This window comes from Brevundimonas sp. EAKA, from assembly GCF_000698025.1.
Taxonomy (GTDB): domain Bacteria; phylum Pseudomonadota; class Alphaproteobacteria; order Caulobacterales; family Caulobacteraceae; genus Brevundimonas; species Brevundimonas mediterranea_A.
The window spans coordinates 22334-39626 of record NZ_JMQR01000016.1 but is presented as its reverse complement, the minus strand read 5'-3'; the positions used below and the strand labels follow the sequence as shown (position 1 = coordinate 39626).

Below are 17293 nucleotides of genomic sequence, written 5' to 3'. Positions count from 1 at the left end.
CCTCGGACGTGGTTCAGGCGGCCAAGGGCGATGCGGAAACCTCGGGCGTTATCGTTCGCGACGCGGTTTCGGCCATGCAGGCGATCGAAGGCTCCTCCGAGCAGATCAGCCAGATCATCGGCGTCATCGACGAAATCGCCTTCCAGACCAATCTGCTGGCCCTGAACGCCGGGGTCGAGGCGGCCCGCGCGGGCGAGGCCGGTCGCGGCTTCGCCGTCGTGGCCTCCGAAGTGCGGGCCCTGGCCCAGCGTTCGGCCGACGCAGCCAAGGAGATCAAGACCCTGATCTCGACCTCGACCAACCAGGTCGGCTCGGGCGTCAGACTGGTCGGTCAAACCGGCGAGGCCCTGCAACGGATCGTGGATCGGGTGGCCGAAATCGACGCCCTGGTCACGGAAATCTCGGCCTCGGCTCAGGAGCAGGCCCTGGGTCTGGCCGAGGTCAACACGGCCGTGAACCAGATGGATCAAGTCACCCAGCAGAACGCGGCGATGGTCGAGCAATCGACCGCCGCCAGCCAGTCTCTGGCCCAGGACGCCGAGGCGCTGCAGGCGTCGGTGGCGCAATTCCAGGTCGGCGCCCCGGCAGCGCGCGCATCGACGCCGCCTCAGGCCTCAGCGCCAGCGCGGGCGCCCCATATGGCGGCGGCGTTGAAGACCCTTGGGCGCGGCGGCGCGGCGCCCAAGGCGCAGGCGGCGCCGTCAGCGGACGGCTGGGAAGAATTCTAGACCGGGGGACCGCCGCCGGCGACCGTCAGGCCAGCATGTCCAGCAGGGTTCCGCTCATATCGTCGGCGGTGCGGATCACGGCGGCGTTGGCGGTAAAGGCGGTCTTGGCCTGAATACGCTCGACCGCCTCGACGGCGAGGTTGTCGAGAGGCGCGGTCGCGGTGCGACGCGCACTGGCTACGAAGCGGGACTGGGCGTTCATCATTCCGCCGGCGGCGATGGGCATAACCTGCATCACGGTCTCCTTCAGCCCTGCAGTCTGAATGCTCTCCGTCAACGCCCGGGAAACAAACAGGGTGAACGACGAAATCTCGCGGATCGGGTTTCATCCCGGCCCGGCGCCTCCATATCCGGTGTCCTGTCTATTGAAGGAGACCCTCGCCATGGAACTGAAGGATCAAGCCCTGATCGTCACGGGCGGAGCCAGCGGAATCGGGCGAGCGGCCTGTCTGGCCCTGGTCGAGAAGGGGGCGAACCTGATCGTCGCCGACTTCAACCTGGACGGCGCCGAGGCCGTGGCGAAAGAGGTCGGGGCCCTGACACAGGACCGCGGCGGCAAGGCCTTCGCCTACAAGGTCGATGTCTCCAAGGCGGAGGAGGTCGAAGCCCTGGTCGAGTTCGCGGTCGAGAAACTGGGCACGCTGAACGGCATGTTCAACAATGCGGGCATCGGCCTGGTGAAGCCTTTTCTGGAGATGGACCCCGCCTCTTATCTGAAGGTGATCGAGGTCGATCAGCACAGCGTCTATTATGGTCTGTATTACGGGGCCAGGAAGATGGTCGCGCTAGGCGCCAAGGGCACCTTCGTGAACACGGCCTCGATCTACGGCTCCATCGCCGCGCGCGGCAGCTTCAACTATAACGCCGCCAAGGCCGCCGTTGTGTCGATGAGCCGATCAGGCGCGCTGGAACTGGCCGAATACGGCATCCGGGTCGTAGGCGTGGCGCCGGGCTTCGTCGACACCCCGATCCTGGGCGACGACCCGGCGGCCAAGGCGCCCCTGGCCGCCCAGCATATGCATAATCGACTGATTCAGCCCGAAAAGGTCGCCAGCGTGGTGGCCTTCCTGTTCAGCGACGCGGCCTCGGCCATCAATGGCTCGACGGTGGCGGTGGACGACGGTTTCCTGTCGTTCAAGGTCTGATCCGGGGTCGTTCTTGAGCGGGGCGTCGTGGTGAACGGCGTTTTTCGCCCCGCTAGCGCCTTTATCCGTGTATAGAGCGGCATTACTCGCCCGGCCTGAGGACTGTCCTCGGCCGGGCGCGGTCGTTTCGATGACCGCCTTGTCCGTTGTCCCAGGTAGCCGATGCCCTTTCCCGCCGTCCATCCCGCGCTCGACCGCGCTCTCGTCAACAAGGGCTATGCCGAGCCGACCCCGGTTCAGGCCGCTGTCCTGGAAGGCGAATACGCCGAACGCGACCTGCTGGTCTCGGCCCAGACCGGTTCGGGCAAGACGGTCGCCTTTGGTCTGGCCGCGGCCCCGACCCTGCTGGGCGACAAGCCGATCTTCGGTCCGGGCGGCGCCCCCCTGTGCCTGGCCATCGCCCCGACGCGGGAACTGGCCATGCAGGTCGCAGCCGAGCTGCAATGGCTGTACGCCGACTCCGGCGCCAAGATCGCCACCTGCGTCGGCGGCATGGATGCGCGGCGTGAAGCGCGCGCCCTGGGCTTCGGCGTCCATATCGTCGTCGGCACGCCGGGCCGTCTGAAGGACCATATCGACCGGGGCAATCTGGACCTGTCCGAGCTGAAGGTCGCCGTCCTCGACGAGGCCGACGAGATGCTGGACATGGGCTTCCGCGAGGACCTGGAGTTCATCCTGGACCATGCGCCGGCCGAACGCCGCACCCTGTTGTTCTCGGCCACCATCGCGCGCGAGATCGTCACCCTAGCCAAGCGCTACCAGAAGGACGCGGTGCGCATCGACGCGACGGACAAGTCGCGTCAGCACGCCGACATCGAATACCGCGCCTATCGCATCGCCCCGAACGAGATCGAACACGCAGTGGTCAACACCCTGCGCTGGTACGAGGCGCCGCGCGCCATGGTGTTCTGCTCGACGCGGGATTCCGTGCGCCACCTCCAGGCCTCTCTGCTGGAGCGCGGCTTCTCGACCGTCAGCCTGTCGGGCGAGATGGGCCAGCGCGAACGCACCGACGCGCTTCAGGCGCTGCGTGACGGGCGGGCTCGTGTCTGCGTCGCCACCGACGTGGCCGCGCGCGGTCTGGACCTGCCCGACCTCGGCCTGGTCATCCACGCCGAGTTGCCGATGAACCGCGCCGGCCTGCTGCACCGTTCGGGCCGGACGGGCCGGGCCGGCAAGAAGGGCGTCTCCGTCATGCTGGTGCCGCACTCGCGCCGCCGCAAGGCCGAGCGTCTGATGGACGAGGCTGGCATTGACGCCGTCTGGTCCGGCGCCCCGACCTTCGACGAGATCCGCAAGGCCGATGAAGGCCGTCTGCTGTCGCCCGAGTTCTTTGAGGCCGACGTGTCCGATGAGGACATGATCGTCGCCAAGCGGATGATCGCCGAACGCACGCCCGACGAGATCGCCGCCGCCCTGGTGCGTCTGCTGCGCAAGGAGCAGCCTGCGCCGGAAGAACTGTCTGATCCGGGCTCGGATCGCAGCCCCGTCAAGCGCGAGCGCACCGTGCGCAACGAAGACGGCACGGCCGCCCAGCCCTGGCCGGGCGACCGCCTGGGCGCGGACGACGTGGTCTGGTTCCGCCTGGACGTGGGCCGAAACAAGAACGCCGACCCCAAATGGCTGATCCCGCTGATCTGCCGTATCGGCGGCATCTCCAAGCCCCAGATCGGCGCCATCCGCACCTTCCCGGAAGAGACGCGGTTCGAGATCGCCAAGACCCACGAGAAGGCCTTCCGCGAGGCCGTCGCCGCCTCGAACGACGAGGTCAAGATCACGTCCTCGGAAGCCCCGACCCCGGGCTCGATGAAGGCGGGCAAGTTCGCCGGCGCCGGCAAGCCGCGTCGTGAAGACGGCGACCGCCCGTTCAAGAAGACGCCTTACAAGCGCGCCGACGGCGGCGAGGGCGACGCCAGGCCGCCGTTCAAGAAGAAACCCTGGGCGCCCAAGGCCGACGCCGGCGGCGAGAACCCGCGCTCGAACGCGGCCGGCGACAAGCCGTTCGCCAAGAAGCCGTTCAAGGCCAAGCCGGGCTTCAAGAAGGCCGGATTCAAGCCCAAGGCCTAGGGCTTGCCTGATCATGGGCGGAGGCGCACCCTCCGCCCATGAACGCGCCGCCCGAACCCCAGGGTCGATACGCCTCGTTCGAGGCCTTCTATCCCTATTACATCCACGAACATTCCAACCGGACCTGCCGGCGGATCCATGTGGTCGGCACCGGTCTGGTGGTCTTGGCCTTCGTCGGCTTCCTGCTGACGCTGAATCCCTGGTGGCTGCTGGCCATGCCGCTGATCGGCTACGGCTTCGCCTGGGTCGGGCATTTCTTCTTCGAGAAGAACCGCCCCGCGACCTTCCAGTATCCGCTGTGGAGCCTGATGGGCGACTTCCGCCTGTTCTTCGAGACGGTCACGGGCAGGCGTCGTTTCTAGCGATCCCTGAGATTTGAAGCTGTGCCGTGGCCGGGAAGCGGATATGTTCGCTCCGCGGCGGGAGGCCGCAGGGCAGGGACATCGACCCCATGAAGATCATCGCCATCGTCGCCGGCGCCGCGCTCGCGTTCGCGCCCGGCGTCAGCCTCGCACAGAAGAGCGGCGCCAAGCCGGACTTCACCCTCGATCCGAACTACGGCGAGGTCACGCTGGAGACCGGCTTCACGCCGGATCCCTGGACCAAGTCCATTCTGGCCGGCGGCTCCGTGCCCGCCTCGGCCGCTCAGTCGGGATGCGAGGGGTCGGTCAGCGCCGCGCCGGATCTACAGCTGAACTTCGAGGCCGGCGATCTGGATCTGACCGTCCGCGCGGTCGCGTCCGAGGACACGACGCTTCTGGTCAATACGCCCAGCGGACAGTGGCTCTGCGACGACGACAGCGGCGGCGACCTGAATCCGAAGGTGCTGATCTCGAACCCGCAAAGCGGGCGGTACGACATCTGGCTGGGCACCTATAATGACGGGATGGTCCAGTCGACGCTGGAGATCAGCGAACTGGGCGGGGCGGAGACGAGCGCCGCAGGGGCGCCGGATGCGGACCTGGAGCCCAATTTCGGCTCGGTGAGGCTGCGTTCGGGCTTTACGCCCGATCCCCATGAGAAGGCGATCCTGGCGGGCGGGTCGATCCCGGCCTCTGCGGCCAAGTCGGGCTGCGAGGGCAAGGTCAGCGCGGCGGCGGACTATCAGGTCTTCTTCGAGCCCGGCGATCTGGACCTGACCTTCCTGGTCGAGACGTCCGAGGACACCACGCTTCTGGTCAATACGCCGAACGGGCGCTGGTATTGCGATGACGACAGCGGCGGCGGCGTGAACCCCAAGGTCCTGATCACCAATCCCCAGGCCGGACGCTACGACGTCTGGGTCGGGACCTATGGCGACGACATGGTGCAGTCGACGCTGAAGGTCAGCGAACTGCAATAGGGTCAGCCCGAACCGCAGACACGAAGACGCCGGCGGCCGCGAGGCGCGCCGGCGTTTTTCGTCGCGGCTGCGATTTAGTTGGAGGCGTTTTCCCAGGCCGGGGGGCAGCCGTCGAAACGGCCCGCGTCGGCGATGGTCAGGGTCTGCATGTTCAGGCGACGGGCCTGGGCCATCGAGCCCCGGCCATGACCGGTGTAGAGATCGATCTTCTGGCCCTTGATCGCGCCGCCGGTGTCGGAGGCGTACCAGTAGCCGTCGTGGATCGAACCGTCGGCCAGGCGCAGGCCGACCGTCTCGCGGATGAACAGTTTGGTGCGGCGGGGAATGACGCGGGGATCGACCGCGACGGTGCGCATGGCGATGGGGCGGCAACCCAGGGAGTCATTGCCCGTCGCCCCGCCGCCGCCTGCGTGATAGAGGCGGGCCGACGCGCGCCAATCCGGATCGCCGGCCATCAGCTCGGCCTGGACGGCGTCCAGATCAGAGGCGATTTCGGGCGAGGCGTCGGTGGAACCGATCTCGGGCGCCGGGGTTTCAACCCTGGCTGCATCCGCCGCGACAGCGACATTGTAAGGGACCGGTCCGCTCGAAAGCGAGGACATGGCGGCCCACATCATGGCGAAGGCAGCGGAAGCGCCGATCATCCGGTTTGCTCATTGAAGCGCCGGCTCCCAACGCCGCCGGCGCCGGGTTTGTCGCGTTAACTTGTGGCTAGAAAGGGGCGCGGCGTTCCCTGCGGTCGCCCCAGCCCGCCGCCGAGTTTCCAACTACAGGAAAACAAGACGCTTTTTGTCGAACTTCAGGCGGCCTCTTCGCGACGCGCCTCGGCCTCGCGCACCGCCTCTGCGGCCCTGTCCAGCACCTCAAGCCCCGCGTCCGCCCGGATCGACTCGACCGTCAGGATGCGGCGGAAGGCTCGCGCGCCGGGACGGCCATGCATCAGGCCCAGCATATGCCGGGTGATGGCGGGCAGGCGCACCCCCTCCTCAAGCCGGGCGGCGATATAGGGCCGGTAGCGGTCGAGGGCCGCGAAGGCGTCCACATCCGTCGTGTCGGCGCCGTACAGTCGGCGGTCGGCCTGACCCAGGATGGCCGGCTCGTGATAGGCCGCGCGGCCCAGCATGACGCCGTCCAGCCGCACCCCGTCCGTCTCGGCCAGATGGGCCTCGGCCTCGTCCAGATTGGCGATCCCGCCGTTGATGGAGATGTTCAGATGCGGTCGTTCGCGCTTGAGCCGGCGCACCAGATCATAATCCAGCGGCGGCACGTCCCGGTTTTCCTTGGGCGACAGACCCTGCAGCCAGGCCTTGCGCGCATGGACGATGAAGACCCCGATCCCCACGGCGGCGCACGCGTCCACCGTGGCGAACAGGCTGACCTCCGGCTCCTGATCATCGACGCCGATCCGGCATTTGACCGTGGCCGGGATAGACACCGCCGATCGGATCGCCGCCATACAGTCGGCCACCAGCTCCGGCTCGCGCATCAGGCAGGCGCCGAACTTGCCGGACTGGACCCGATCCGACGGACAGCCGACGTTCAGATTGATCTCGTCATACCCATAGGCCTCGCCCACCTTGGCCGCCTCGGCCAGTTCCATCGGGTTTGAACCGCCCAGTTGCAGGGCGACCGGATGCTCGACCGCATCGAAGCCCAGCAGATAATCCCGATCGCCATGCAGGACGGCCGGCGCAGTGACCATCTCCGTATAGAGCAGGGCGCGCGCCGTCAGGACGCGATGGAAGGCCCGGCAATGACGGTCGGTCCAGTCCATCATCGGGGCCACGGACAGCCGACGTGATTGATTTATCGACATTTTGTGTGGTTTCAGGTGGTCTGTAGACGTTGGTCGCCGACGCTTCTACGCGTTTTTCGACGGTTTGGCCTCTTAACGACCTCTCACTGCACTCTATTTGCACCCGAAAAATGGCTTCGATCCGCAAATAGAAGTCCCTTCGGCGGCGCGTTCACGTCGGTGCAAAGGTGAGTTCATCGCCCTTCACATCGACGATGAATCCGTTGGGAAGGCGCCGCGCCGCTCAACGGTCGCGCCGCTGGACGCTCTAGGCGCCTAGGGATCATGCGCAATCCGCGTTGAAACGGTCGGATCCCGTCCAGCGACACTGGCCGTCGATGCAGTCGATGAGATTGCTGCTGAAGGCCTCCTTCTCGTGGTCGTAGAGCTGGAACCAGCCTCCATCGTCCCAGACTGCGGTAGGCATGCCGAGCGGGGCCGCGTGGTGCGCGTTGAACCGGGCGTACCACAGCCGGATGTTGTTGCAGTCCATGGCGGCCAATCGGCTGTGCCAGCCGACGCCCCATTCGCCGATGAACACGGGCATGCCTTGTCCGGTCGAGCCTGCCCACTCGGCCATGACCTGCATCGGTCCGTGAATGTCGGCTTCGGTCCAGGGATCGGCGTAGTCGCCCTGATTGTCACCGTTGAAGGTCCAGGGATTATAGTGATGGAAGGTCGCCATCAGGTAGGGGTCTCGCCCTCCGCCGACCTCCTCGAGATCGGGCCAGGTCTTGGCCATTTCGTCGGCGCCGAACCACTGATTTCCACCGATGAGGATCACACGTTCGGGGTCGTTCGCCCGGATTCGCCTGTAGGCGCGCCCGGTCATTTCCCTCAGACGGTCCGCAGGCATCGCGTCGTGATTGCTGAAATGGGGCTCGTTGAGGATTTCGAAGACCAGCCTGTGGTCCCGGTCGCGGTACAGGCTGGCGATATCCGACCAGAGTCGCTCGAGGACGTCGGCGCGCATGCCGTCCTTCAGCCGGGTTTCGTGGTGAGCGTTGATCACGACGTAGAGGCTGGGTTTGGCGAGCGCGTAGTCGATGACCGCTGTCAGCGCCGCAAGTCGTTCGGCGTCCCGATCAATGGCGCCGGTGTCCGGGTCCGCCAGGGTCCCGCTGTCGACGACTTCCGTCCAGGTCACGGGGATCCGGACGACGCGGAAGCCGCGGTCATAGTAGGCGTCGATCTTGCCCCGGGCGGCCTCCAGCGTCGGCGGGTGTTGGCCGGCGTCGAACATCTGGCCCAGATTGAATCCCTTGCCCATCTCATCCGCCGCTCGGCGAGCGGTAGGCGCCTGCGATGCGGACGCGAGCGCCGGACCACTGATCGCGAGAATGACGAGGCAGCACGCCATCACGGCCGCGATGAAACAGATCATCTGTAAAGCAGGACTTGGGCGGGACATCGGTATCCATTCGCGAAAGATCGTCGATACGTATCAAACAGCTTTGACAGCGCTGTCGTCAACAATTTGGACTCCGCCCCCCCTAAATCGTCGGCCACGGGAGCGATCCGGCGATGCGATTGCGGCGGACGCCCGAGAGCGGTTGCGAAAGGGGCCGTCTCGGGATTAGGGATGCGGTGACGCCCGAGCGCAGTGATCTGTCTGGTCAGGGAGGCTCGCGCGATGGGGAGCGGCATGGCGAGAGCCACCATCTATGACGTGGCCGCCGCAGCGGGCGCCTCGATCAAGTCCGTGTCTCGGGTCCTGAACGGCGAAGCCAACGTCACCCCCGGTCTGCGCGATCGTGTGATGGCTGCGGTCGAGAGCCTGGGTTATCGGCGTAGTCTGTCGGCCCGCAGCCTCGCGGGCGCCTCCTCATCGATCATCGCGGCGCTGGTGGACGCCGAGCTGACGATCGAGCATTGGCGGAGCGGCCGGGGCAATGATTACCTCAGCCGGCTCGAAATGGGCGCCCTTATGGAGGTGCGACGCACAGACCATCACCTGATGATCGAACTGGTGGATTATGCGTCCGAAAGCCTCGGCAGGGATCTTTCGGCCCTGCTGACCTCCATCCGACCTCAAGGGGTCATCCTGACGCCGCCGAACTCGGATCACCCCGTTGTGCTGGATGTGCTCGACGAAGCCGGCGTCGCCTATGCGCGTATCGGACCCGAGCGTGACCTCCAGCGGGGGGTCTGCATCGCCATGGATGAACGGCAGGCGGCCTACGACATGACGGCGCACCTTATCGCCTTGGGCCACCGTCGGATCGGTTTCGTCACCGGCCCCGTCGCCTATGTCGCCAGCCGGCGTCGCCTCGACGGCTTTCTGTCCGCGATGGCGGACAACGGCCTGTCCGTCGCGGACGGCGCAGTCGCGTACGGCGATTTCACCTTCCAGTCCGGCGTCTCGGCGATCAACGCCTTCCTGGGCGCCGGCCTCGGGCTGACCGCGATCTTCGCCAGCAACGACGACACCGCGCTCGGCGTGCTGCAGGGCGCTGCGGCGCGTGGCGTTCGGGCGCCTGAGGATATCTCCGTGGCCGGGTTCGACGATACGCCGGCCGCCATGTTCGGTACGACGGCGCTGACCACCATCCGCCAGCCCGTTTCCGAGATGGCCGCAATCGCGGCGCGGCATTTGATGCCGGTGATCTCGGGTGTCCAGGACGAGGCGCTGAAGCAATCCCTGGAGGGATGCCTGATCGTTCCCTACGAACTTATCGTGCGGAGATCGACGGGCGCGGCCTAGGCCGGGAAGATTCCGGCGCGAGCGGAGCGCCACATATCCATCCTCGTCTTGACAGCGCTGTCAAATCCATGGACCCTTTCTTCGAGACGGACGAGAGCGCCGGGGAGACCTCTGGATTCAGCCGACCTCCCTCAAGCGGTGGTGCGTATGATCCGCGCCGATCGATGTCTCAACCGAAAACCTTGAAGCCTGTTGCGCGGCAATCCTGTTGGGCTCGCGGCGGGCGCTCTCTTCCTCTGTGGGCCTCACCATGCGCAACGCCGCCTCTCTGATCACGCTTGTCCTTGCGGTTCCTATGCTCGTCTGCAGCCCACTGGCGGCCTTGGCTCAGGAAAAGAATGCAGTCGCCCTTGAGGCGCACGCCGATCCCGCGCTCTGGCCGCACGCGGCGTCGCCCGCCGCCATGACCGACGCGGCGACTGAGGCCTTTGTCGCCGATCTGCTGGGGCGGATGACGGTCGAGGAGAAGGTCGGGCAGATGATCCAGGCCGACATTGCTTCGATCAAGCCGGAGGACCTGCTGATCTATCCGCTGGGGTCAATCCTGGCGGGAGGGAACTCTTCCCCGGGGGGCGACGAGCGCGCCTCGGCCGGGAAATGGGTCGACCTGGCGCAGGCGTTCCGGGCGGCCAACGCCCAACGCAAGGGCACGATCGTACCCTTGATTTACGGCATCGACGCCGTTCATGGGCATAACAATGTCGTCGGCGCCACCATCTTTCCGCACAATATCGGCCTGGGCGCGGCGCGGGATCCGGACCTGATCCGCCGGATCGGCCAGGCCACGGCGCTGGAAGTCGCCGTGACCGGCGCGGACTGGACCTTCGGGCCGACCCTGGCCGTGCCGCGCGATGATCGCTGGGGGCGGGCCTATGAGGGCTACGCGGAAAATCCGGAAATTCAGCGCGCCTATGCGGCGCCGATGACGCTGGGTCTGCAGGGCGATCTTTCCGCAGACAGCCCCCTGGCTGCGGGCCATATCGCCGGATCGGCCAAGCATTTCCTGGCCGACGGCGGCACCTTCGAGGGCAAGGACCAAGGCGATTTCCAGGGGCATGAGCGGGAGATGATCGACGTCCATCTCGGCGGCTATCCTCAGGCCATCGACGCGGGCGTGCTGTCGATCATGGCCAGCTTCTCCAGTTGGAACGGCGTCAAACACTCCGGCAACGAGACGATCCTGACCGACGTCCTGCGCGGGCCGCTGGGCTTTGACGGCTTCGTCGTGTCCGACTGGAACGCTCATGGGCAACTGCCCGGCTGTTCGAACGAGAGCTGCGCCCTGGCCGTCAACGCCGGCATCGACATGCTTATGGCGCCGGATAGCTGGAAGCCTCTGTATCAGAACACCCTGGCCCAGGTGCGGTCCGGCGAGATTCCGACGGCGCGTCTGGACGAGGCCGTGCGGCGCATTCTTCGGGTCAAGGTCAAGACCGGCCTGTTCAGCGACGAACGCCCTGTGGAAGGCCGTTTGAACGAGCTCGGCTCCCCGGCCCACCGCGCCATCGCCCGCGAGGCGGTGCGCAAGTCGCTGGTGCTGCTGAAGAACGAAGGCGCCGTCCTGCCGATCCGCTCGGGTGCGCGGGTCCTGGTCGCCGGCCATGCCGACGACATCGGCCAGGCTTCGGGCGGCTGGACCCTGACCTGGCAGGGGACCGGGAACACCAACGCCGACTTCCCCAACGGTCAGTCGATCTGGGGCGGTATCCAGGAGGCGGTCGCCGCCGGCGGCGGTCAGGCGACGCTCAGCCCTGACGGCGCCTTCACCCAAAAGCCAGACGTGGCGATCGTCGTCTTCGGCGAGACCCCCTATGCCGAGTTCCAGGGCGACGTCGACACGCTGGACTTCCTGCCGACCGAACCGCTGGAGACGCTGAAGCGCCTGAACGCAGCGGGGATTCCCACCGTCTCGGTCTTCCTGTCCGGGCGTCCCATGTGGACCAATCCCGAGATCAACGCCTCGGACGCCTTTGTGGCCGCCTGGCTGCCGGGGACGGAAGGCGGGGGCGTAGCCGACGTCCTGATCGGAGATGCCGCGGGCAAGCCGCGCACCGACTTCAACGGCAAGCTGTCGTTCAGCTGGCCCAAGGACGCGAGGGGCGAACCCCTGAACGTCGGCCAGCCCGGCTATGATCCCCAGTTCGCCTATGGCTACGGCCTGACCTATGCGCAGGGCGGTCGGGTCGGCGTCCTGTCGGAAGAGAGCGGCGTCGTGGGCGAGATCGGCAGTGTCGACCGCTACTTCGTCGACGGCCGCTATGTCGCGCCCTGGGCCTTGATGCTTGCGGACGCCGGCGGCCAGAACAAGCCTGGTTCTGTACAGGCGGAGACCAGCCCGCGAGACGCTGTTTCGGTCCGCCCCGTCGATGACCTGGCGCAGGAGAGCGGCCAGCAGTTCGCCTTTTCCGGCGTCGGCGCGGGCAGCGCCAAGATTTGGGGCACGCCGATCGATGTCAGCCGTCAGGCCAACGGCGAGATGGCCCTGTCCTTCCGCTACCGGGTGGACGCCGCACCTGCTTCTTCGGTCGCGCTGTCTGTCGGCCAGGGGCGCGTGGACATGTCCGCAATCCTCGGCGCTGCGCCCCTGGGCGAATGGCGCAGCCTCAAGGTTCGCCTGAGTTGCTTCCGTGACGCCGGCGCAGATCTGACCGCCGTCGATACCCCGTTCCAGATCGAGACCGCCGGCGCCCTGACCCTGTCGGTGTCCGAAATCCGTCTGGCGGCCAATGAAGGCGACGCGATCTGCCCGGCCGGCTAGATCAGGCGGAGGGCTGACAACAGCGTGCGATGAAGGCCTCGTGGGTCGGCATCGCCTCGGCCGTCTTTCGGATAATGCCGCGCAGACCTGCGAGCTTGCGGGCCATGGCGGCGTAGGGAACGCCGTCGGCGAGCGGGTCGTGATCTTGCGGCAGGATATGCTGGCCGGTGAAGATCGCGACCCAGCTCGCCTCGCTGAAGAGTTCGTCGCCGTCGCGCATGAAGCGTCCGCCGGCCCTGAAAAGCGCGATGCGGCGCTCGAGGGACTCGGGCACGTCCATGGCTGCGACATGCCGCCAGAAGTCCGTGTCGTCTCGCTGGGTGGCCTTGTAATGCAGGATGATGAAGTCCCGCACCTGCTCGAACTGGGTCTGGGACAGGCGGTTGAATTGGTCGATCAGGACGGGATCGAACCGCCGGGTCGGGAACAGGGCCATCAGCCTGGATATCCCGCTCTGGATCAGATGGATGCTGGTGGATTCCAGCGGCTCGAGAAAGCCCGATGACAGGCCCAGGGAGACGCAGTTCCTGACCCACTGGCGACGGCGGCGTCCTGTCGTGAAACGCAGGGGGCGCGGCTCTGCGAGCGGCTCGCCCTCCAGCCCGGCGAGCAGCGACGCCCGGGCGTCCTCGTCGGTCGTAAATGCGCTGGCGTAGACATGACCGTTGCCGGTGCGCTGCTGGAGCGGGATGCGCCAGCGCCAGCCGGCGCGATCCGCAGTGGCGCGGGTGAAGGGGGTAAGCGGGCCCGTATTGGCTGAAGGAACGGCGAGGGCGCGATCACAGGGCAGCCAATGGCTCCAGTCCTCGTATCCGGCGGCGAGCGCCTCCTCGATCAGGAGGCCCCGGAAGCCGCTGCAGTCGATGAACAGGTCCGCGTCCAGTCGCCGGCCGTCCGCAAGGCGGACCGACTCGATGAAGCCGTCGGAATCCCGAAGACTGACGCCGACGACCTTGCCTTCGACACGCTCCACGCCGCGCGCTTCGGAGAAGCGACGCAGGAAGCCGGCGTAAAGGGCCGCGTCGAAATGATAGGCGTGCCGCAGGCTGGCCAGCACCGTCCGGGGATCGCTGCTGGCGGGCGTGAAGCGTCCCAGGCGTGCGGCGACGGCCGAAAGGCAATAGTCCTCAATGGGGGTCGGGTCGCCGCCCTGCGCCTGTCGCAGCCAGTGTTGGTGGAACTTCACCCCCTCCATATCCATCCCGACCTCGCCGAACGGATGCATGTAGCGATCGCCCTGTCGGCCCCAATCGACGAATTCGATGCCGAGCTTGAACGTGCCCTGGGTCGCCTTGATGAAGCTCGCTTCGTCGATGCCGAGCATGGCGTTGAAGGTGACAAGGGGAGGAATGGTGGCTTCCCCGACGCCGACCGATCCGATCTCCTCGGACTCGATCAGACGAACACGTATCCCGGCCGGCAGACGCGTCATTGCGGCTGCGGTCATCCATCCCGCCGTGCCGCCGCCGACGATCAGAACCTCACGTATTGCGTCCGGATGGAGCGGCGCGGAGGCGAGCAGTGTCATGGGCGTCTTTCGGTTTTGGGCAGGTCAGGACGTGTTGATTACATTGACGATACAGAGGGCTCATGCTAGTCGCTTTCGTTGACAGCGCTGTCAGCGCGTCCAAAAAACATGTCTCTTAGGGGGAGTTCAATGATCCAGACCACCACGGCGACGCCTGTCGTCCTGCATTCTCGTCGGCTGATGCATGGCGCCTCGGCGCTCGCTTTCGGCGCGCTGCTGCTGGCCGGGCCGGCCATGGCCCAGACCGCCGCTCCTGCCGCTGACGCCAGCGCGGACCAGGACGTCACGGTGTCCGACGGAACGGCCCAGGAAGTCGAAGAGGTCGTCGTCACGGGGATACGCGCCAGCTTGCGCAGCGCGCAGCGCATCAAGGAAAGCTCGGACGTCTTCGTCGACGCCGTGACGGCCGATGACATCGGCGCCCTTCCGGACCGCTCGGTGACCGAAGCCCTGCAACGGGTGCCCGGGGTTTCGATCAACCGTTTCGCGGGGGCGAACGACCCGGACCACTTCTCGGTCGAAGGATCGGGCGTGGTGATCCGCGGCCTCAACTTCGTGCGATCGGAACTGAACGGACGCGACACCTTCTCGGCCAACAACGGCCGGGACCTTTCGTTCGCCGACGTGCCCTCCGAGCTTCTGGGCAGCGTCGAGGTCTTCAAGAACACGTCCGCCGAGATGATTGAGGGCGGCATCGGCGGCACCGTCAATCTCAACACAAGAAAGCCCTTTGACGCGCCCGGCAGCATGGTGGCCTTCACCACCGAGGTCAGCTGGGGCGACATGCGCAACAATCTGGCGCCGACCGTTTCGCTGCTCGCCAGCGATCGCTGGGAAACGCCGATGGGCGAGTTCGGCCTGCTGCTGAGCGGGGTTCATTCGGAACTCGATTCCCGCGCCGAGGGCCTGCAATCCCTCAACTATCGTCTGTCGACCGTGGACGGCGAGGACCGCTGGACGCCGTCGGGCCTGGCGTTCCGCACCCAGGAGTTCGACCGCCGTCGCGACGGCATCGCCGCAGCCGGCCAATGGCGCTCCAATGATCGCAAGATGATCGCCACGCTCCAGTATCTGCGCTCGGATTCACAGCAGGCCTGGCTCGAGAGCGCCATCGAGTCCGTCGTTGACGATTCCGGCAACCGCCGGCCCTTCGCCGGAACCAACTGGACCTACAACGAGGATGGGATATTCACCGGCGGCGCGATCACTTCGATCGCCGACTGGCGTTCGGCCGATCCCTCCGTGCCGCTGAACGGGATTCAGCACCTGTTCGTGAAACGGGGCGTGGTCCAGGATTATGTGACGAGCGACTACGGCTTCAACTTCAAGTGGACGCCGACGGACCGCCTGCGCTTCAACTTCGACGCCCAGTATGTCGACTCGACCGTGGACGCGGTCGATTTCCAGCTGACGAACTCCTTCTTCGCCGTCGATGTTCTCGATCTGACGGGCGACCTTCCGTCGCTCAGCCTGCTGGCGCCCGACGGCAGCCCGATCGATCCTTACCTGGCGGATCCGGCCAACTACTTCTGGCGCAACGCCATGGATCACATCGAGCAAAGCGAAGGGGACGAATACGCCCTCAAGGCCGATGCCGAATATGATCTGGACGCGGGCTGGCTTGAATCGGTCAAGGTCGGCGGCCGGTTCGCCGAACGCGACCAGACCACCCGCAACTCCGCCTATAACTGGGGGGTGACGTCGGAGATCTGGAACGGCGCGACCGGTCCGGTCTGGCTCGATCAGGGCGGTGTCGCGACGCCGCGCTTCACCGGCGGCCTCGACCATGCTTCGCCCTACAGCTTCGCCGGCATGGGCGTTCCCGTGACCGCCTTCGGCTATGCGGGCAACCCGGCCCGCTCCTATGCCGAGACCACTGCGTTCGTCCAGTCGATGAACGCCATCTGGGGCGGCAACGGCTGGGTTCCTCTGGCGGCCCGATCCAATGTCGTGCCCGGCACGCCGTTCACGCCCGGCGAGATCAACTCGACCAACGAGCAAACCGCCGCCGCCTATCTGATGGTCAAGTTCAACAACGGCGCCGAGCCGGTGTGGGGACAGAGCGTCGCGATCACCGGCAACCTGGGTGTCCGCTATGTGGAGACCAAGATTTCGGCGGAAGGCGCGCTGAGTTTCCCCACGGCGAACCAGGTCTTCAGCGGGACCTGCGCTGCGCCGGTCGGCGGCGGCGAACTGCCGGCCTTCTGCAAGCTGACGCCGGAACAGCAGGCCGCCGCCCTGGCCTTCGCCACCGGCGCCTCGATCCCCGAGACGGCGGAACACAGCTACGGCAACTGGCTTCCCAGCCTGAACGTCAAGTTCGGCCTGACGCCGGAGTTCCTGATGCGCTTCGGCTATTCGGAAGCGATCCGCCGGTCCGACCTGGGCTTGACCCGCGATCAGGTGCCGATCCTGCCGCGCGTCGTGGACAATGATTTCCTCGGCTTTGAAGCGCAGGCGGGCAATACCTTCCTTGACCCGATCAAGTCGCGACAGTTCGACCTGTCGGGCGAATGGTATTTCGCGCCGACCGGATCCCTGACCCTGTCGCTGTTCCACAAGACCCTGGAAGACGTGATCACCAACGGCTTCTACGAGCGCTCGGTGACCAACAACGGCCAGACCTTCGACGTCTATGTCCGGGGGCCGATGAACAGCTCGGACGAAGGGACCGTCCAGGGTCTGGAGCTGGCCTACCAGCAGTTCTACGACTTCCTGCCTGGCTGGCTGTCGGGCTTCGGCATACAGGCCAACTACACCTATATCGACAGCTCGGGGGTCCCGCAGGAGAACCTTGACGCGGGTAAAGCCAATCCCGGCGGCAGCGAGACGGCGATCGACACCAGCCAACTCTCTCTGGAAGGCTTGTCGCAGCACAACGCCAACTTCACGGCCATCTACGAGAACGCCAAGATCTCGGCGCGCCTGGCCTACAGCTGGCGCTCGGAGTTCCTGCTGACGACGCGCGACGAGATCGTTCCCTTCTCGCCGATCATGTCCGATGCGACCGGCCAGCTGGACGGCTCGCTGTTCTATTCGATCAACGATCGGATCAAGGTCGGCGTCCAGGCGGTGAACCTGACGAACGAAACGACCAAGACCCTTCAGGTGCTGGACAACAGCCTGCAGGAGGCGCCGCGGTCGTGGTTCCGCAATGACCGTCGCTTCTCCTTCGTCGTCCGCGGGACTTTCTAAAGCCTCTCCCCGATCGCTTCCTGAGCGAACC

13 protein-coding genes are annotated in these 17293 nt (G+C 66.2%); 8 read left to right on the top strand and 5 right to left on the bottom strand.

All coding sequences use genetic code 11. The annotated features are described in order from the left end of the window. On the top strand, positions 1 to 728 hold a 728-nt coding region (locus tag ER13_RS04050; RefSeq protein WP_035306821.1), incomplete at its 5' end, for a methyl-accepting chemotaxis protein. Between the two features lie 25 nt (positions 729 to 753). On the opposite strand, the gene ER13_RS04045 is transcribed toward ER13_RS04050, so the two are convergent. Then, a complete protein-coding gene (locus tag ER13_RS04045) occupies positions 754 to 963 on the bottom strand; it encodes a flagellar basal body rod C-terminal domain-containing protein (RefSeq protein WP_035306812.1) in 210 nt (69 codons plus the stop codon). Positions 964 to 1111: 148 nt separating this feature from the next. Between ER13_RS04045 and ER13_RS04040 the strand changes: the two genes are divergently transcribed. The 4 genes from ER13_RS04040 to ER13_RS04025 all read left to right on the top strand — a co-directional run bounded on the left by ER13_RS04040 (position 1112) and on the right by ER13_RS04025 (position 5282). Further along, positions 1112 to 1873 carry an SDR family NAD(P)-dependent oxidoreductase gene (locus ER13_RS04040; RefSeq protein ID WP_035306810.1) on the top strand — a complete coding sequence of 254 codons (762 nt, stop codon included), beginning with the start codon at positions 1112 to 1114 and terminating at the stop codon, positions 1871 to 1873. A gap of 162 nt (positions 1874 to 2035) precedes the next feature. Continuing rightward, the gene (locus ER13_RS04035; protein ID WP_008260808.1) at positions 2036 to 3940 is read left to right on the top strand and encodes a DEAD/DEAH box helicase; all 1905 of its coding nucleotides are present in this window, start codon (positions 2036 to 2038) and stop codon (positions 3938 to 3940) included. Between the two features lie 38 nt (positions 3941 to 3978). After that, complete coding sequence (locus ER13_RS04030) at positions 3979 to 4302, top strand: Mpo1-like protein (RefSeq protein WP_035306808.1); 324 nt, start codon at positions 3979 to 3981, stop codon at positions 4300 to 4302. A gap of 89 nt (positions 4303 to 4391) precedes the next feature. After that, on the top strand, positions 4392 to 5282 hold the full coding sequence (locus ER13_RS04025) for a hypothetical protein (protein WP_035306806.1): 891 nt from the start codon (positions 4392 to 4394) through the stop codon (positions 5280 to 5282). Positions 5283 to 5356: 74 nt separating this feature from the next. Here ER13_RS04025 and ER13_RS04020 read toward each other — a convergent pair whose 3' ends face one another. The 3 genes from ER13_RS04020 to ER13_RS04010 all read right to left on the bottom strand — a co-directional run bounded on the left by ER13_RS04020 (position 5357) and on the right by ER13_RS04010 (position 8347). Beyond that, on the bottom strand, positions 5357 to 5926 hold the full coding sequence (locus tag ER13_RS04020; RefSeq protein ID WP_008260580.1) for a 3D domain-containing protein: 570 nt from the start codon (positions 5924 to 5926) through the stop codon (positions 5357 to 5359). A 155-nt stretch (positions 5927 to 6081) separates the two neighbouring features. Further along, on the bottom strand, positions 6082 to 7098 hold the full coding sequence (dusA, locus tag ER13_RS04015; protein ID WP_035306803.1) for a tRNA dihydrouridine(20/20a) synthase DusA: 1017 nt from the start codon (positions 7096 to 7098) through the stop codon (positions 6082 to 6084). Between the two features lie 262 nt (positions 7099 to 7360). Continuing rightward, the gene (locus ER13_RS04010; RefSeq protein WP_231492472.1) at positions 7361 to 8347 is read right to left on the bottom strand and encodes a glycoside hydrolase family 5 protein; all 987 of its coding nucleotides are present in this window, start codon (positions 8345 to 8347) and stop codon (positions 7361 to 7363) included. A gap of 375 nt (positions 8348 to 8722) precedes the next feature. Between ER13_RS04010 and ER13_RS04005 the strand changes: the two genes are divergently transcribed. After that, positions 8723 to 9781, top strand: coding sequence for a LacI family DNA-binding transcriptional regulator (locus ER13_RS04005; protein WP_008259295.1), 1059 nt, complete (start codon positions 8723 to 8725; stop codon positions 9779 to 9781). Positions 9782 to 10076: 295 nt separating this feature from the next. Continuing rightward, a complete protein-coding gene (locus ER13_RS04000) occupies positions 10077 to 12539 on the top strand; it encodes an exo 1,3/1,4-beta-D-glucan glucohydrolase (RefSeq protein WP_231492471.1) in 2463 nt (820 codons plus the stop codon). A 1-nt stretch (position 12540) separates the two neighbouring features. On the opposite strand, the gene ER13_RS03995 is transcribed toward ER13_RS04000, so the two are convergent. Next, positions 12541 to 14067, bottom strand: a complete 1527-nt coding sequence (locus tag ER13_RS03995) for a tryptophan halogenase family protein (RefSeq protein ID WP_035306794.1) — start codon at positions 14065 to 14067, stop codon at positions 12541 to 12543. Positions 14068 to 14196: 129 nt separating this feature from the next. On the opposite strand from ER13_RS03995, the gene ER13_RS03990 reads away from it, so the two are divergent. After that, entirely contained in the window at positions 14197 to 17262 is a 3066-nt protein-coding gene (locus tag ER13_RS03990) for a TonB-dependent receptor (protein WP_052004845.1), read from the top strand. Positions 17263 to 17293: the final 31 nt, after the last annotated feature.